The organism is Planctellipticum variicoloris (assembly GCF_030622045.1).
Classification (GTDB): Bacteria; Planctomycetota; Planctomycetia; order Planctomycetales; family Planctomycetaceae; genus Planctellipticum; species Planctellipticum variicoloris.
Genome location: NZ_CP130886.1, coordinates 1,368,804 through 1,384,973, shown reverse-complemented (window position 1 = coordinate 1,384,973; position 16,170 = coordinate 1,368,804). Strand labels below are relative to the sequence as shown.

Below are 16,170 nucleotides of genomic sequence, written 5' to 3'. Positions count from 1 at the left end.
AGGAAGCATCTCCGAAGGCCCTCCACCTGATCAGGCAATTTAGACACGTACAATTGACGAAAGTCGGACCGAGGACAACAATGGGTGCATCCTGGACGCGACCAGCGCGTCGCTCCAGTCCCACCTTCTGAAGCGATCCGACGAGTCCCGCGGGTCGTTTCGATTGCAGGAGAGTCGAGGATGTCCTCAGCGACACTCAAGAATCCGCGGAACCGACCCGCAGCCAGCGGGCATCACGCTGCTCCCTTACCCACTGACCTTCAGAGTGCGATCGAATTCTTCGGCGGCGACGAGCCAATCGCCGCCGTCAGCGTCGGCGCTGCAGAGCTTCCCCTGAGCGACGAGGCCCCTCGCGCCGCGGCCGACCCGTCGGGCGAACTCCTCTATTCCAACCGCCTGCGGGAATGGCCGCTCCTGACACGCGACGACGAATTTCGCCTGTTCAGCCGGATGAACGGACTGCGGCGCGAGGCGGAATCGCTCCGGAAGACGCTGGCCGCCGGACGGGGAAACGGCGGACTGGTCCGTCGCATCCGTCGTCGGCTGCAGTCGGCCCGTCAGGTTCGTAACTATATTGTGTCATGCAACTTGCGTCTGCTGGTCTCGGTGGCCGGTGCCGCCGTCCAGCGACCGGGCGAGCTCGACGACCTCGTCAGCGAAGGCCAACTCGCCCTGATTCGCGCCGTCGAGCTGTTCGACTACACCCGCGGCCTGCGGTTCAGCACCTACGCCACTTGGGCGATCCGTAATACGCTGGCCCGCTCGCAGCAGAAGAATGCCCGCTACCGCCATCGATTTGCGATTGGACTCGATTCGGGGGGGCTCGATCAGCCCTGCGACCGCAGTCCGGAGCCGGAATTCAGCGACGTCCCGCCCGCTCCGCAAGTCGTGCAGCGTCTGCTGCGGGGATTGCCTGATCGGGAACGGACCGTGCTGGAACTGCGCTTCGGCCTGACCAAGTCCGGCCGCGAATTGCGGTTCCGGGAAATCGGCGAGGAACTGGGAGTCAGCACCGAACGCGCTCGACAACTCGTGTCCCGCGGACTGCTGAAGCTCCAGGATCTGGCCCAGGACGCCGGCGTCACACTCGACGAGTAATCGCTGGTGCACATTGCCGGGTGGCCGGCAACCGGGTCGGGTGGCCAGCGGCTGGAGCGTCTTCGCGAAGCCCCGGTCCGGAATCACTCGGTCCGGATTGCGGCGAGTCCCGTCGCGAGGTGGACTGCCGCGTCAACGTGAGCATCTGGTATCCTGTCATCTCCCGGATCAGCCCCGAGAGACCTTGTCAGGATGCCGCCATGTCAATTCGCGCCTGGACGCTGCTGCTTGCTGGCGTTAACTTCTTTCACTGCCTTTCCCTGATTGCCGCAGAGCCCGCTCCGGTCCTGCTCGGCCGGCCGCTGCTGGTGAGCGAAGACTTCGAATCCGGTGGCACCTCCCACTGGGCTCCCGCTGATCCGCAGGCGTGGAGGCTGATCGAGCAGGACGGCAACAAGGTCTTTCAGCAGTTCGCGCAGAGCAAGGTCGAAAACCCGGTCCGCTCGCCGTTCAACCGCTGCATCCTGAAGGATCTGACGGTCGGGGACTGCGTGCTGGACGTCAAGCTGCAGTCGACAGCCCGCGACTATCCTCACCGGAGCCTGTGCTTGTTCTTCGGGTTCCAGGACCCGTCGCACATGTATTACGTCCACTTCGGCCAGAAGACCGACGACCACGCCAACCAGATTTTCATCGTCAACGACGAGCCCCGGAAGAAGATCTCGACGAAGACCACCCCCGGCACCGCCTGGGACGATCAGTGGCATCACGCCCGCATCGTCCGCGACGTCGCCAGCGGCCAGATCGACGTCTACTTCGACGACATGCAGACGCCGGTCATGACCGCGGTCGACAAGACCTTCACCTGGGGCCGGGTCGGCATCGGCTCGTTTGATGACACCGGCAATTTCGACGACGTGCTGGTCTACGGGACAAAGGTGGAGTCAAAGCCGTAGACGTAGGGCAGGCTCCCGCCTGCCGGAATGGATTGCCCCAGTTCAACAACGCATGTCGGTCGGATTCCGTTCAATCGCGAGCCAGATCATGGCACAGCGGCACATTGGCGGCGCGTCTCCGGTTCCTCAAGAAGGCTCGAGTTCTGACCGGGAGAATGTTTCGCCCGTTCGAGGACTTGCCTGGGAAGCAATCGCTGGACTCGTCAGTATGATCGGCTATTTCATCGCAAGAGGCCCCGGCGTCGACAACGGAATTCCGTTTCTCGTCGATGAGTCGCCACAGCAATACAGCCTTGAAATCGTGCTCTTGGCATTCGCGGCCGGTTTTGGACTTTCGGCCATGAGACAGCGCCGTCGCCATGGACGACTGGGAGGCGCCGTTGTGTTTCTATTGTCGGTGGTCTGTCTGCTTGGCTGGCTGGATTTCCTTCTGAACTGGCAAAGTCGTCCATGGGGATAGGGGCCGGTCGAGTCAGCACAATCCGGCCGGCACAGCCGGCCCTACTTTTCAATTGCCGACGCAGGAATCGCCTCGCCAGGAGCGTCCGGCGCTTCAATCTGGCGAATGGCCAGCGCCGCCGCGCCGCGGACCTCGGGATCCTCATCCTCGGCGAGCGACTTCAGCGCCGCAACCTGTGCAGCCGCGAGCGGTCCCAGGCGTCCCAGCGAAGATGCCGCCATGGCACGGACCTGCGGATTGACATCCCCCAGGGCCGCGGTCATCCGCGGGATCGCCGGTTTCGCCGCCAGGCCGGCATTTCCGAGCGATGACAGTGCGGTCATCCGGATGTTTTCTTCGGGGTGCTTGAGCAGGGTGGCCAGGGTTCGCACGGCGAACGTCACGCGCTCTGCGCCCTCCTCGGCTGGCGTGTCGGCTTCCTCGTCGCGCGGCTGATCGCCGATCATGATCAGCGTCGCCGCCGCATTGACCTGAATCAGCGATGACGGGTCCCCCAGCAGTTTCACCAGCGTCGGGGCCGCCGGAGCCGCCTCCGGACCGACCTGCGCCAGCAGCATCACCGCGAGCTCGCGGGCCTGCGGCCGCTCATCGTCCAGATGCTCAATCAGCACGGGAATGACGAGGTCGCCCGCCGCCTGCAGATCCTGCTCGGCAGCCGCCCAGTCGTCCGGCTGCCCCCCTTCGGCGGCCTCCACGAGCCGTCCGAACGCGAGTTCAACGTCCGACGGGCCGGTCGGCGTCGCGGGAACCGGCTGCAGCGTCTCCATGTCCGCCTCGATTGGCTGCGGCACAGGAACCAGCGGTCCCGGAGCGGCCATTCCGAGCGCGACTTCCTCAGTCTTCGTCGGCGTAACGACTTCGGCGGCCGCGGAAGTCGCCGGGACGGGGACCGGGGACTTCGCGACAGGCTCGCTGACCGGGGACGCCCCCTGCTGCCCGCAGCCAATGACCCCGCCGACGGTCAAAAACACCCCGATGGCCGCTGAATATCGCACGTTTCGGTCTCCCTCCCGGAATTCGCGTTTCACGCACGGACTGTATGCGAAAACGCCGACGGCGCTCAATCCGAATCCGGCGGAAGTGCCGGGCTGTCCGGCACGGATCTCAAGCGATACAAGGAATGTCGAATGACGAAGGCGGAATGTCAAAAGGAAGAAGTTGAGAGACGAGAGTCGAGAGCAGAAAATAACCGCCAATAACCAACCACCAATCACAAATAACCAATATCGCCGCCGTCCAGGGCCTCCACGTCAAACCCATCTCTGAGTCGGCACCAGCCGGCCCCGCCGGTTGACAGTTCTTGCGGCGAGCAGTACAGGTGTACGAGAGACATTTCTGAGTCGCGCATCGCGAGCCTTGTTGCCAGCCTCCCCGCAGGAACTCCGCCTTGCACGCCTCCGCCGAGCCGTCGCCTGTTGCAGCGCCGACGCCGATCGAAAACTTTGTGCCGCTGGCGGTCGACGTTCGCCACCTGCGGGTCAAGTACGGCAAGTTCGTCGCCGTCCAGGATATTTCGCTGGAGATCCCCGCCGGGGAGGTCTTCGGATTCATCGGTCCGAACGGCGCCGGCAAGTCCTCCACCTTTCGCGTCCTGGCGACGCTGCAGCCGAAGTATGAAGGCGAAGCCCGCGTCTGCGGCCTCGACGTCCGCGGCGACCCGCAGCGCGTCCGGGAGAAGATGGGCTTCGTCCCCGACTACTTCGGCGTCTACGAAGACCTCACCGTCCGCGAGTACCTCCATTTCTTTGCGGCGGCCTATCGGCTGTCGGTCACCGGGCGCAAGGCCGTTGTCGACGATGTCCTGCAGCTCACCGACCTGACTCACAAGATCGATTTCCAGGTCGATTCGCTGTCCCGCGGCATGAAGCAGCGGCTGTCGCTGGCCCGGGTGCTGATTCACGATCCGGAAGTGCTGTTGCTCGACGAACCCGCCAGCGGCCTCGATCCCCGCGCCCGCATCGAGATGCGCGAGCTGCTCAAAGCGCTGCGGGACATGGGCAAAACCATTCTGATCTCCAGCCACATCCTGCACGAGCTGGCCCAGCTCTGCACGCGGATCGGCATCATCGAAGCCGGTCACATCGTCTCGCAGGGGACGGTCGCCGACATCTATCGCCAGCTCGGCATGCTCAAGATCGTCCATCTGCAGGTCGCCAATGAGACCCCGGAGCTGCTCGACAGAATCCGGCGGATTCCCGGCGTCACGCAGGTCGATTCTCAGACCGACCGGATTTCGCTCCGTTACGAGGACGGCGCGATCGAAATCGAGGAGCTGCATGCCCGCATCTGCGCAGCGGGCGCTCGCGTGCGGATGTTCCAGTCCGAGGTCATGGACATGGAGACGGCCTTCATGAAGTTGACCGAAGGAACGACGCAATGACGTGGCGACCGCGTCTGCCCAGCCTGCCGCTGCTGGCCCGCGAGCTGACCGAACAGGCCGCCCGCCGCCGGACGTTCGTCATCCGTGCGATCTATGCCGTCATCCTCTATGGGGCCGCCGGTTTCTATCTGTACGACCGCATGTCCCTGGCCGGTTTTTCGATCGACGACATGCTCGGTTCCGGCCGGGAGATGGTCAGAGCGTTTACGAACTGGCAGCTTGCGGGCGTCTACATTCTTCTGCCGGCGATCACCTGCGGCGTGATGACCTCGGAAAAAGAACGCGACACGCTCGGCCTGCTGCTGCTGACCAAACTCGGACCCTGGACCATTCTGTGGGAAAAACTCCTCAGCCGGCTGTTCCCGATGCTGATGTTTCTGCTCCTCCCGCTCCCGCTCTACGCCATCGCCTACGGATTGGGGGGCGTCGATACCAGTGAGATGATCTTCTTCGCCTGGCTCCCGCTGGCGACGGCGTTCCAGGTCGCCTGCTTCGCGCTCCTCTGCTCGGTCTGGTTCCGCACCACCGCCGGCGCCTTCGTCGCCAGCTACGTGGGGGGCTATCTGTCGATCTTTCTCGGCTCGTGGTTCCTCGGCATCATCCTGATTCCGATGGGAGAACTCGGCATCTTCACGGTCTACCTGCGCGAGTTCGGCCAGCCGCTCGACCAATTCCTCCGCATGTTCTCGGGAGAGTATCCCCGTATGGGATTTCTACCACTTCTGGCCCCCTGGTATATTGGAATGCTGCAATCCCCGCAGTTTTTCGGCACGGGCGGCCCTGGCTTCGGAAGTCCGGTGGCGATCCTGGTCGCATGCGCGGCCGGCAGCTCGCTGCTGGTGCTCAGCGGCGGTTTCTGTCTCGTGCTGGCGCGAATTCTCCTCTGGCGCCGGGCCTTCCTGAATCCCGGCAATCCGCTCATGGCCTTCTTCCGGGGGCTGGATCGTTTCTTTCACCGGATCAATCAGAACCGCTTCACCCGCGGCATTCAGCTCGTCAAAGACCACAGCACCCTGCCCCTCATCGACCCCGTCGCGTGGATGGAAACGACCAAGCGGTCGCTGGCGACGCTGCGTTACCGCGTCCGAATCCTGCTCGTGCTGATGATCCCCCTGCTGCCGCTGATCGCGCTGGCGATTTTCGACGACGGCGGCGGCTACTATCAGAATCGCCCCTACGGACTCGCCTGGCCCTTCTGGAGCGTGCTGGTCCTGCTGCTCGCCGTGCAGGCCAGCGGCCTGATCGCCGGCGAACGGAGCCGGCAGACGCTGGACGTGCTCCTGTCGACGCCGATGACCGCGGGCGAAATCCTCGAACAGAAGCTCGCGGGCGTCTGGCGTCTCGCCAATACCCTCGCCGTCCCCTACGCCACCATCGTCCTCTGGGAGGTCTGGCATTCCGCCTTGAGGAGCGGCGGAGCCTCATCCGCAAACTACGGCTACGACTGGATGGCCAGCAATCCGGGAATCACGCGGCCTGCATTCTCGACGATCGAATATCTCGTCGGTTCCGTGGGGTTCTATTTCGTCTATACCCGTCTGCTGGGATGGCTCGGGATGACTTTCAGTCTGACGTCGACGTCACGCATCCGCGCCATCCTCTGGACCCTGGGGATGGTGTTCGGCCTGTGCGCCGCTGGACCGACCGTCGCCGCCGTTTTCGATCTCGTCACAGGCTCTATGTACAATTCTGGTTACGGCGAGCCGTTGCTGATCCTGGAAATGCTCCGCTGGTCCAGCCCCGTCACGATTCTCCTGGTCCACGAGCGGCAGTGGTACATTCCCACCCACGGCGCTCCCGCCTTCCTGCTGATCGCCGCCCATCTGTTCTGCGTCTGGATCCTGGTCGTATTGCTCCGGCAGAGGTGCTATCGTCGATTCGGTCCCGCCACGCATCGCGTCGAACCGCCCGAAGTGCAGATCGGCCAAGTCAGAATTGCCACGGCCGCGCGGTGATCCGCGCGGCGGCGGCTCGCGTTGAAACGTCCAGTCCCGTCCAGAGTCCGATCGAGGCCACGCATGTCCGTCGACCGCTGCCGCCCGCTCCTGGGACATCGGACTGCTGCATTCCGCCGCCTGGCGGCCCTGATCGTCGCGTGTGTCGGCGGGCTGGCGCTGCCCGAACCGGTCGTCGCGCAGGTCAAAATCGAGCAGACCCATTGGGGCTTCGACGGCCGGGCCGCCGCCAGTCACTTCACCCCCCTGTCGGTCGAAGTCAGCAACACCTCCGCCGAACAGGTCGAAATCGACCTCGTTCTCCGCCGCCAGGCCGGAATCGCCAATCCGGTCGACGCGCCGCTGCTCGAAAAAGCCTTCCTGGCCCCGTTCAGCTCGCGCTGGGTCCAGTTCTACCCGTATATGACCGTCAGCACGTCGTCGTGCCGGCTGAAGCTCGGCGACGAAACCATCGAGATTCCCAGTCCCCGCTTCAACCGCTTTCAGCGCGTGCTGCTCGACGACGGAACGAACCTCTCCTCCGAGTCGTCGCTGGTCAAGTCGTTGCCGGACCAGCTCTTTCCGCCATTCGTGACTGCCACGGACGGACTCCAGGCCGTCTTTCTGGACCATGTCCCCAAGTGGGAAGAAGGTCGCCGGACTGCGTTCCTGGAGTGGCTCTGGCTCGGCGGGCGGCTGTATCTGATCCACGACGGGGCGGGACGTTTTCCGCATTTCTCGGGGGAAATGGCGTTTCTGAATGCGCCGATCGAGGAGTTCTCGCACGGCACGGGACGGATTCGCCGGCTCGAGATGCGCCGCGGCGGCCTCAACCGGACCGTCCTGAGGAGTCTGTTCAAGGACCTTCCCGGGGATCGAATTCCGCTCCCCGCCGGCGCGGTCGCCGAGACCACCGGAAACGACCCGATCGAGATTCAACGCGGCGTCGACGAAGCCAAGGAGGAGGCCGAGGAAGCCCAGGAGCAGCAGTACGGCATGTTCATGCGCGACGACCTGCTGTCGGCCGACCGGCTGCTGACCGAATTGAAGCAGATGACCCGCCCCGAGCACTCCTGGCTGCTCCTTCATTTCCTCTTCTGGATCTACATTGCCGCCGTCTTCCCGGGAGCATACTTCCTGGGGCTGCGTCTCGCCGACTACCGCTGGGTCTACGTCGGACTCGGCGCCGCCGTGACGTTCTTCAGCATCGCCTTCGCCGTAGTCGGACATCGGGGCTACGGCGAGCGCGCCGCAGTCTACACGACCGCCCTGATTCGCCCCCTCCCCGAGACCGGCTGGGATGTCAGCGGCTGGTCCGACGCCTTCGTCACGCTCGGCAACACCTACACCATCGACCACCCCGGCCAAGGATTGCTCTATTCCACCTGTCAGGACCTTGAACCGGTCCGGGGACTGATTCAGAACGGAGCCGACGCCTCGTTCACCGTCGACATACCTCCCTACAGCTCACGCGAGTTCGCGCACCGCGTACGCATCCCGGGCAAGCGTTTCGACGTCCGCGTGAAATCCTATTCTCCGGCCGCCGAAGGTCTGGCGGCCTTCGAGCTGACCGTCGGCAAAGATTTCCCGGCCGACATCCGCACCTGCCACGCCATCGCCGGCAATCACATCTACCTCGTGAGCCGCGACGGCAATTCCCTCAAGCTGCAGTCGGACCTGGGAACCGTCGCCAATGCGCTTGGACTGCGGGACGACACCTCCATGGTTCCTGCGATGATGCTCGGCTACGGCGACGACGAAAGCAGTCAGGACGAGCGCTTCAACAATCTCGGCCAGCGGATGCTGGCCCAGGCCGCCCACGTCGGCACGCGCCGCGAAGCCCGACGGTCGTCGCTCCCGCCGGACATGCTCCGACTCTGCGTCTACGCCAGCCTCCCGGAAGAGCTGGCCCCTCCCCCTTCTCTCGGCCGGAATCTCGGCCGCGCCATGTATGTGCTCGATCTGCCCCTGAACGCTTCGGAACAGCCATGAGTGAATTGCAGGCGACTCCCGTCCGTCCCGCTCCCGGACGGGCAACCTCCGGAGCAGAACCCGTCGTGGTGGTGGACGACGTCGTCCATTCCTACAAAGGCCGCCGGGCGCTCGATCACGTCTCGTTCGAGGTCCCCGCCGGTTCGCTGCACGGCTTCGTCGGCCCCAACGGCGCGGGCAAAACGACGTCGCTGAAAATCATCTGCACGCTGCTCCGACCGCAATACGGCGTCGTCAAGGTCTTCGGCCAGGACGTCGTCGAACATCAGCACTCCGTCCGCAGGCGGATCGGGTTCATGCCCGATCACTTCAGCAGCTACCGCCAGATGACCGTCTTCGAATATCTCGACTTCTTCGCCGCCGCCTACGGCCAGCCCTTCAAACAGCGCACGACGACGATCGAGGAAGTTCTCGCGCTGACCGATATGGAAGGCCGGCGCGACGATCTCATCAGCGGACTCTCCCGCGGCATGCAGCAGCGCGTCGGCCTGGCCCGCGTGCTGGTGAACGACCCCGATCTGCTGCTCCTCGACGAACCGGCGTCGGGACTCGACCCGCGCGCCCGGATCGAATTGATGGAAATCCTCAAGGCCCTCAAGTCGATGGGCAAGACCATTTTCATCAGCTCCCACATCCTCAGCGAGCTCGCCGAACTCTGCGACAGCGTCACGATCATCGATCGCGGACGCGTCAAATTCTCCGGCAAAGTCTCGCAACTGCTCGCCCGGACCGGCGAACATCCGATGTTCCGCCTGACGGTCGGCGACGACCGTCCCGAATGGGGGGACCAGCTTCGCGCACTGACCGGGGTCGTCTCTGTCGAACAGGTCGACGACCGCCCCGAGTATCGCATCGAGTTCGACTGGACCCAGACTTCGACCAACGACCTCCTGCGAAGCGTGATCGATCTCGGCATCGTGGTCACCGGCTTTGCGGAAGACAAGCGGCACCTCAATGAGGCCTTCCTCGACCTGACCGAACGCGGGGTGCGCTGATGTACCACGGCCTCGCCGCCCTGATGACCCGCGCCCTCCGGCTCGACGCCCGCCTCCTGCGCGGCCACCTGTTCCGCCTGGCCTTCGTGGTGATGGTCTACTTCTCGTTGTTGATCGCCCAGCTCCAGGCTCTCAGCTTCGGCGCGCCGGGGCTCCGGTTCTTTACGAACCTCGTCTGGCTCAACGCCTGCTTCATCTGCCTGGCAGGCGTCAGCTTCTTTGCCACGGCGATCACCGAGGAAAAAGAAGAGGACACGCTCGGTCTCCTGCGCATGGCGGGACTCAACCCGCTCGGCATCCTCCTGGGAAAATCGACCAGCCGGCTGCTCCAGGCCGTGCTGCTGCTGATCATCCAGTTCCCCTTCACGCTCCTCGCCGTCACGCTGGGCGGCGTGCTGACGGTGCAGGTCGTCGCCATGTACGTGGCGCTGGTGGCCTTCATCATTCTGCTCGCCAACGTCGCGCTGGTCTTCTCCGTCATGTGCCAGAAGGGGGGGAACGCTGCCGGGCTGACATCCCTCTGGCTGTTGCTCTACATCGCCGCCTGGCCGATGGCGGAAGGCGCGCTGGCCTGGTTTCCGACCGTCGGAATCACGAAAGCGGGCTTCTGGAAGACGACGCTGATTCACTCCGTGGAGATCATTCGCAGCTCCTGCGTCTTCGAGCGGATCGGCGTCATTCTGTCGACCGGCTTCGACGAACCGGTGCTGTCGACGCAAGTCGTCGGCAACTCGCTCGGCGGATTGGCCGCGTTCCTGCTCGCGTGGGCGTTGTTCAACGCGTTCGCGAAAAACGCCACGCCGACGGCCCAGACCCGCGGCCTCCTGGGACGCAGCAAGTCCCGGCAGCGGATCCAGGTCTTTTCGCCAGGCCGCGCGTGGAATCGATCGCTGATCTGGAAGGACTACAACTTCATCGCCGGCGGGACGGCGATGGGTGCCATCAAGCTCCTGGGATACTTCGTGGTCTTCGGCCTGATCGTTCTGTTCAATTCCCCTCCCCTCTCGTTAAGCACGAACTGGCGCGACATCGGGGCGGCCTCGCTGATGCTCTGGTGCCTGCTCACCGGACTCGACCTGAGCCTCATGTCCTCCCGCCTGTTTCACGACGAGCTCAAGGGGCAGACCATGTCCGCCCTGCTGATGCTCCCCCGCTCGGTGGCGTACGTCGGCTACACCAAGCTGATCGGCTGCCTGCTCGGACTCTGGCCGGCGATTGTGGCCCTGATCGTGGCGCTCGTCGCGGTTCCGAACGCGGCGGAGTTCTTTATCGACGCCATCGACGAACCGGGAACCTGGGCGTTCGTGATGAGCATCCTGGTCTTCTGCCACGTGGTGGCGCTGCTGTCGCTGTTCGTCAAATGGGGCGCCCTGCCGCTGGCGATCCTGCTGATGATGGTCTCGGTCAACTGCTGCCCCGTCCTCGCGATTCCCTTTCTGCTCCTCTCGTCATCCAGCAACGGCGAGGGGGCGGCCCTGGCTGCGATCGTGACGCTCTGGATTCTGACCGGCGTCATCAGCTTCGTGCTGCAGGTGATGATCGGCGCCCGACTCCAGGAAATCGGCTCGAAGTGATCGCGTCGCGAATCGCTGATCGCTGATCGCTGATCGCCAGATTTGAAGGCCGCACAGCTCTTCACTGGCTCTCGACTCTGGACTCTCGTCTCTCGTCTTCTACGCAAAGATCTCTCGAATCGGCCGTCCGCCGGTCAGCGCATGCGGGCGGTTCAGCGTATCGTAGAGCACGGTCTCGTCCGAAACTCCCAGTGCATGATACATCGTCGCGACGAAATCCTGCGGCGAGACCGGCTTTTCGATCGGCCGGCTGGCGATCCGGTCGCTGGCGCCGTAGACCTGCCCGCCGCGGACGCCCGCTCCCGCCAGCAGTCCGCTGTAACACCACGGATGGTGGTCCCGGCCGGTGGAGCCGTTAATCGTCGGCGCCCTGCCGAATTCGCCGACCCAGGCAATCAGCGTGTCGTCGAGCTTCCCGGAAGCGGTCAGGTCCTCCAGCAGCGCGGACAGCGCCCGGTCGGACGGCGGAATCAGATCGTTCTTCAACCGGTTGAAGTTGTTGCCGTGGGTATCCCAGAAGTTCTGACCGTCGTTGTGCCAGTTGACGGAGACCATCGGTACGCCCCGATCCAGCAGACGTCGCGCCAGCAGCACGCATTGCCCGTGCAGATTGCGCCCGTACCGCTCGCGAGTCTCGGGAGCTTCCCGTTCGAGATCGAAGGACTCGGTCACTGTCGGCGACGTCAGCAGATCGAAGGCCCGGAGCTGTTGACGATTCAGACTGGCGACCGCTCCGATCTGTTCGAGGGCGGCGCGCTGGCGGTTGATCCCTTTCAGCAGTTCTCGGCGATGAGCCAGCCGGTCGGGCGACTGCCCGTCGATCAGCGTCAGGGCGGGGACTTTCCAGCCCGTAGCGTTGGGATCCCCCTCGACGAGAAATGGATCGTATTGCCGGCCCAGCCAGCCGCCATGTTGCCCGGGCGCGCGCCCGCCCGGCGCGGCCGGATGCAGCGCCAGCCAGGGGAGAGTGACGAACGAAGGCAATCCGGTCTCGCAGGGTCGGAGCTTGGACATGACGCAACCGATGTGCGGCGTATCGCGTTCGCTCGGCGGCTCCGCGTCGCTCTTGTTCACGGGCGGGAGCTGCCCCGTGAGGGCCGTGTGACCGCTCGAAAGGTGGGCCGGGTCGTCGTGAGTGAGCGAACGAATGACGCACAGTTTGTCGGCGTGCCGCGACAGATGCTGCACGTGTTCGCTGAATTCAATCCCCGGCACGTTGGTCGCAATGGTCTGAAACGACCCGCGCACTTCGGCAGGGGCCTGCGGCTTCGGATCAAACGTGTCGATCTGGCTCGGACCGCCCCACATAAACAATAGAATGCACTGCTTCGCACGCCCCGAGTCCAGCGCGGCCTGGGCCTGCTGCACGGCGGACATCCCGCCCCAGCCCAGTCCGGCGATCCCCAATGCCCCCGCCTGCAACAGCACGCGCCGACGCGGCAGAAACGGAGACGCACTTCGAGGGACCGGTGGGAGCATACACAGGCTTTCGGGCGGGATAAATCAAGGCGGGCTTATGCGTTGAATTGTCGCCGATCTCGTCAGAGGCGTCAAGCTGGCTTGCAACATTGCGTACAGCAGCCCGATCACTCGATGGCACGCGGAGAATGACTGTGTCAGAACGTCGTTCTACGTGCATTCCACGGCGCTCGTAGTTAAAGTGGCCGTCCTCTTCTGCTCGACTCCGCGCTCAACCTCAGGAGGCAGACATCATGTGCAGCCGCCGGACCGCCCTGGCGATTCTGACCCTGCTGGGGGCCTGCGTCGACACCACGCTGGCTCAGGAGCAGGCTCCTGGACTTCAGCGGCTGCCCTACAGAAACCCCGGGCTGGTCGTCGACCTTGGCGTCGGTCTCTGGGCCTGGCCCCTCCCGATGGATTTCGACGGCGACGGCGACCTCGATCTCGTCGTCAACTGCCCCGACAAGCCCTACAACGGCACGTACGTCTTCGAAAACCCCGGCGGCGGCAAGCTCCCGATCTTCAAACCCGGCCGACGGATCAGCCAGGGACTCCAGAACGTTCAGGTTTCCTATGTCGCAGGAGTTCCCCGCGTCCTTTCTCCGGGGATCGAGTACCCGGACTTCCGGAAGTCGGGCCTCGAACATGGGGTGAAGCTCCCGTTGAAGGCCAACATTCACCCCAACAAGGTCCGCGCCAATCAGTGGAAATACGCGGACTTCGATGGCGACGGCCAGCTCGACCTGATCGTCGGCGTCGGCGACTGGACGGAATACGGCTGGGACGACGCCTTTGACAAGACAGGACGCTGGACCCGCGGCCCGCTGCGCGGCTACATCTACGTGATCCGCAATACCGGCTCGACGCAGGTGCCGAAGTACGCCGATCCGGTCAAGCTGCAGGCCGGCGACGCCCCGGCGCAAACGTTCGGCTGGCCCTGCCCGAATCTCGCGGACTTCGACGGCGACGGCGACCTCGACCTCCTGTGTGGCGAGTTCCTGGATCAGTTCAACTACTTCGAAAACGTCGGCACGCGGACGGAACCGCAGTATGCCCCCTCGCGTCGGCTCATGTACAACGGTCGGCCCATCGCCATGGATCTCGAAATGATCGTTCCGGTCGCCATCGACTGGGATGGCGATGGCGATCAGGACCTCGTCGTCGGCGATGAAGACGGCCGCGTAGCCCTCGTCGAACACACCGGGAAAGTGGTCGACGGCGTGCCGCAGTTCCTGCCGCCGGTCTATTTCCAGCAGGAAGCCGAGGATGTGAAGTGCGGCGCACTTGCCACCCCGGTGGGAGTTGACTGGGACGGCGATGGCGATTTCGACGTCGTTTGCGGCAACACGTCGGGACACATTCTGTTTTACGAAAACCTGAGCGGCGCAGGCGTCGAGCAGCCCCGCTGGGCCGCACCGAAGCCCTTCCACGCCGGCGACGCCGTTCTGCGGATCATGGCCGGACCGAACGGCTCAATCCAGGGCCCCTGCGAAGCCAAATGGGGCTACACAACCCAGACCGTCGCCGATTGGGATCAGGATGGTTTCCTGGATCTCGTGGTCAACTCCATCTGGGGCAAGGTCGTCTGGTACCGCAATCCAGGGACTCGCGGAACGTTGAACCTGGAAGCCTCCCGGCCGATCGAAGTCGAGTGGCCCGGTGCTCCCCCAAAACCCGGCTGGACCTGGTGGGAACCGCAAGGGCGCGAACTGGCCACTCAATGGCGCACCACGCCGATCGCAATCGACTGGACCCAGGACGGCCTGACCGATCTGGTGATGCTCGACCACGAAGGCTACCCCGCGTTGTTTGAGCGGGTCCGTCAGGACGGAGCACTCAAACTCCTGCCCGGCCGACGGATCTTCTGCGACGCCAAAGGCGAAGTCCTGCGGTTCAACGCCGGCTGGGCGGGCAAGAGCGGTCGCCGGAAGTGGTGCATCGTCGACTGGGACGGCGACGGCAAACTCGACCTGCTGCTCAACGGTCAGAACGCCGTCTGGTACCGCCAGACCGGCACGCAAGACGGGAAGGTCCTGTTCGAAGACCGCGGCCTGCTCGACACCCGCAAGATCGAGGGCCATGACACCAGCCCGACCACCGTCGACTGGAACGCCGACGGCGTCCCCGATCTGCTGGTCGGAGCCGAAGACGGCCGGTTCTACTACCTGAAGAACTCGCGAACCGCGAAATAGTCCGCCACGCCGCACCTGGAACAACAAAGGGTTTGACATGCTGAAAGCCTGCTGGAGTCTGCTGCTGGCCGTCGTCGCGATGCCGGCCCTCGCCGCCGAGCCGGCCGGGGTCGTGGAACGCGAATTCATCTACGAAACAGCCCCCTTCCCCGAATGCCATGCGTCGACGATCGCCGAAACTCCGCAAGGCCTGGTCGCCTCGTGGTTCGGCGGACAGTACGAAAAGGCCAAAGACGTCGGCATCTGGGTCTCCCGGCTGCAGAACGGCAAGTGGACCGCGCCCGTCGAAGTCGCCAATGGCATCCAGTACACGAGCGTTGACGGCACAGTCCACCGGCATCCCTGCTGGAACCCCGTCCTGCACCAGCAGCCGGGCGGGCCCCTCGTTCTCTTCTTCAAAGTCGGTCCCAGCCCGGACACCTGGTGGGGCGAAGTGATGCAGAGCGAAGACCACGGCGTCACCTGGTCGACGCCGCGCCGCCTGCCGGAAACGATCATGGGCCCCGTCAAGAACAAGGCGATCCTGCTGAAGTCCGGCGCCCTCCTCTGCCCGACCAGCAGCGAGCACGACGGTTGGAAAACCCATTTCGAAATGACCTCCGATCTCGGCAAGACCTGGACGCGGACCCCTGCCGTCGAAGATCCCATCAACGCCGGCGCCATTCAGCCGACACTGCTGATGCATCCGGACGGCCGACTGCAGGCCCTGGCCCGTAGCCGCACCGCCAAGGCGATCGTCGAGACGTTTTCTTCCGACGGCGGCCAGACTTGGACACCGCTTGCGAAGACTTCACTCCCCCACCCCAACTCGGGAATCGACGCCGTGACGCTCAAAGACGGCCGGCATCTCCTGGTCTACAACCACACCCCCAAGGGCCGCAGCCCGATCAACTTGGCCGTTTCGAACGACGGCAAGACCTGGAAGTCCGCCGCCGTGCTCGAAGTCGAACCGGGGGCCGAATTCTCCTATCCCGCCATCATCCAGACCGCGGATGGCCTCGTGCACATCACCTACACCTGGAAGCGGAAAAAAATCACGCACCTGACGGTCGACCCCTCCAAACTGCAGCTCACCGACCTGCCGTAGTGCGCCAGGCCAGAAGGCGATTTGAAGACGGCTGATCGCTGATCGCAGATCGCCGGAGAATGCGTCGCCCGTGTATCTCTGTTCTGGCGATTCGCGATCAG

At 64.2% G+C, this 16,170-nt stretch carries 12 protein-coding genes; 10 read left to right on the top strand and 2 right to left on the bottom strand.

From position 1 onward, the window contains the following. The first annotated feature begins 180 nt into the window (after positions 1–180). The 3 genes from SH412_RS05470 (at position 181) to SH412_RS05460 (ending at position 2,454) form a co-directional block, all read left to right on the top strand. Positions 181–1,098 (top strand): sigma-70 family RNA polymerase sigma factor, encoded by a 918-nt coding sequence (locus SH412_RS05470; protein WP_336522506.1) that lies wholly within the window; start codon positions 181–183, stop codon positions 1,096–1,098. A gap of 200 nt (positions 1,099–1,298) precedes the next feature. Then, positions 1,299–1,994, top strand: coding sequence for a hypothetical protein (locus SH412_RS05465; protein ID WP_336522505.1), 696 nt, complete (start codon positions 1,299–1,301; stop codon positions 1,992–1,994). 88 nt (positions 1,995–2,082) lie between these two features. Further along, entirely contained in the window at positions 2,083–2,454 is a 372-nt protein-coding gene (locus tag SH412_RS05460) for a hypothetical protein (protein ID WP_336522504.1), read from the top strand. A gap of 41 nt (positions 2,455–2,495) precedes the next feature. On the opposite strand, the gene SH412_RS05455 is transcribed toward SH412_RS05460, so the two are convergent. Then, the gene (locus tag SH412_RS05455; RefSeq protein ID WP_336522503.1) at positions 2,496–3,449 is read right to left on the bottom strand and encodes a HEAT repeat domain-containing protein; all 954 of its coding nucleotides are present in this window, start codon (positions 3,447–3,449) and stop codon (positions 2,496–2,498) included. A 392-nt stretch (positions 3,450–3,841) separates the two neighbouring features. On the opposite strand from SH412_RS05455, the gene SH412_RS05450 reads away from it, so the two are divergent. The 5 genes from SH412_RS05450 (at position 3,842) to SH412_RS05430 (ending at position 11,329) form a co-directional block, all read left to right on the top strand. Continuing rightward, entirely contained in the window at positions 3,842–4,834 is a 993-nt protein-coding gene (locus SH412_RS05450; protein ID WP_336522502.1) for an ABC transporter ATP-binding protein, read from the top strand. Beyond that, entirely contained in the window at positions 4,831–6,789 is a 1,959-nt protein-coding gene (locus SH412_RS05445) for an ABC transporter permease family protein (protein ID WP_336522501.1), read from the top strand. Before SH412_RS05450 ends, SH412_RS05445 begins: the two co-directional genes overlap by 4 nt. Before the next feature lie 63 nt (positions 6,790–6,852). Further along, on the top strand, positions 6,853–8,760 hold the full coding sequence (locus SH412_RS05440; protein WP_336522500.1) for a hypothetical protein: 1,908 nt from the start codon (positions 6,853–6,855) through the stop codon (positions 8,758–8,760). Continuing rightward, positions 8,757–9,755, top strand: a complete 999-nt coding sequence (locus SH412_RS05435) for an ABC transporter ATP-binding protein (protein ID WP_336522499.1) — start codon at positions 8,757–8,759, stop codon at positions 9,753–9,755. The genes SH412_RS05440 and SH412_RS05435 overlap by 4 nt, the downstream gene beginning before the upstream one ends. After that, entirely contained in the window at positions 9,755–11,329 is a 1,575-nt protein-coding gene (locus tag SH412_RS05430; RefSeq protein WP_336522498.1) for a hypothetical protein, read from the top strand. The genes SH412_RS05435 and SH412_RS05430 overlap by 1 nt, the downstream gene beginning before the upstream one ends. Positions 11,330–11,428: 99 nt before the next feature. Here SH412_RS05430 and SH412_RS05425 read toward each other — a convergent pair whose 3' ends face one another. After that, positions 11,429–12,808, bottom strand: a complete 1,380-nt coding sequence (locus tag SH412_RS05425; protein ID WP_336522497.1) for a DUF1501 domain-containing protein — start codon at positions 12,806–12,808, stop codon at positions 11,429–11,431. A gap of 233 nt (positions 12,809–13,041) precedes the next feature. On the opposite strand from SH412_RS05425, the gene SH412_RS05420 reads away from it, so the two are divergent. Both SH412_RS05420 and SH412_RS05415 read left to right on the top strand, forming a co-directional pair. Then, positions 13,042–14,982 carry an FG-GAP repeat domain-containing protein gene (locus SH412_RS05420; protein WP_336522496.1) on the top strand — a complete coding sequence of 647 codons (1,941 nt, stop codon included), beginning with the start codon at positions 13,042–13,044 and terminating at the stop codon, positions 14,980–14,982. A gap of 37 nt (positions 14,983–15,019) precedes the next feature. Next, positions 15,020–16,069 (top strand): sialidase family protein, encoded by a 1,050-nt coding sequence (locus SH412_RS05415; protein ID WP_336522495.1) that lies wholly within the window; start codon positions 15,020–15,022, stop codon positions 16,067–16,069. The last annotated feature ends 101 nt before the right edge of the window (positions 16,070–16,170 follow it).

Coding starts and splice junctions, on each gene's coding strand:
- SH412_RS05445 (WP_336522501.1), top strand. CDS start 4,831: ATGACGTGGCGACCGCGTCTGCCCAGCCTGCCGCTGCTGGCCCGCGAG.
- SH412_RS05425 (WP_336522497.1), bottom strand. CDS start 12,808: ATGCTCCCACCGGTCCCTCGAAGTGCGTCTCCGTTTCTGCCGCGTCGG.
- SH412_RS05415 (WP_336522495.1), top strand. CDS start 15,020: ATGCTGAAAGCCTGCTGGAGTCTGCTGCTGGCCGTCGTCGCGATGCCG.
- SH412_RS05470 (WP_336522506.1), top strand. CDS start 181: ATGTCCTCAGCGACACTCAAGAATCCGCGGAACCGACCCGCAGCCAGC.
- SH412_RS05420 (WP_336522496.1), top strand. CDS start 13,042: ATGTGCAGCCGCCGGACCGCCCTGGCGATTCTGACCCTGCTGGGGGCC.
- SH412_RS05430 (WP_336522498.1), top strand. CDS start 9,755: ATGTACCACGGCCTCGCCGCCCTGATGACCCGCGCCCTCCGGCTCGAC.
- SH412_RS05435 (WP_336522499.1), top strand. CDS start 8,757: ATGAGTGAATTGCAGGCGACTCCCGTCCGTCCCGCTCCCGGACGGGCA.
- SH412_RS05460 (WP_336522504.1), top strand. CDS start 2,083: ATGGCACAGCGGCACATTGGCGGCGCGTCTCCGGTTCCTCAAGAAGGC.
- SH412_RS05465 (WP_336522505.1), top strand. CDS start 1,299: ATGTCAATTCGCGCCTGGACGCTGCTGCTTGCTGGCGTTAACTTCTTT.
- SH412_RS05440 (WP_336522500.1), top strand. CDS start 6,853: ATGTCCGTCGACCGCTGCCGCCCGCTCCTGGGACATCGGACTGCTGCA.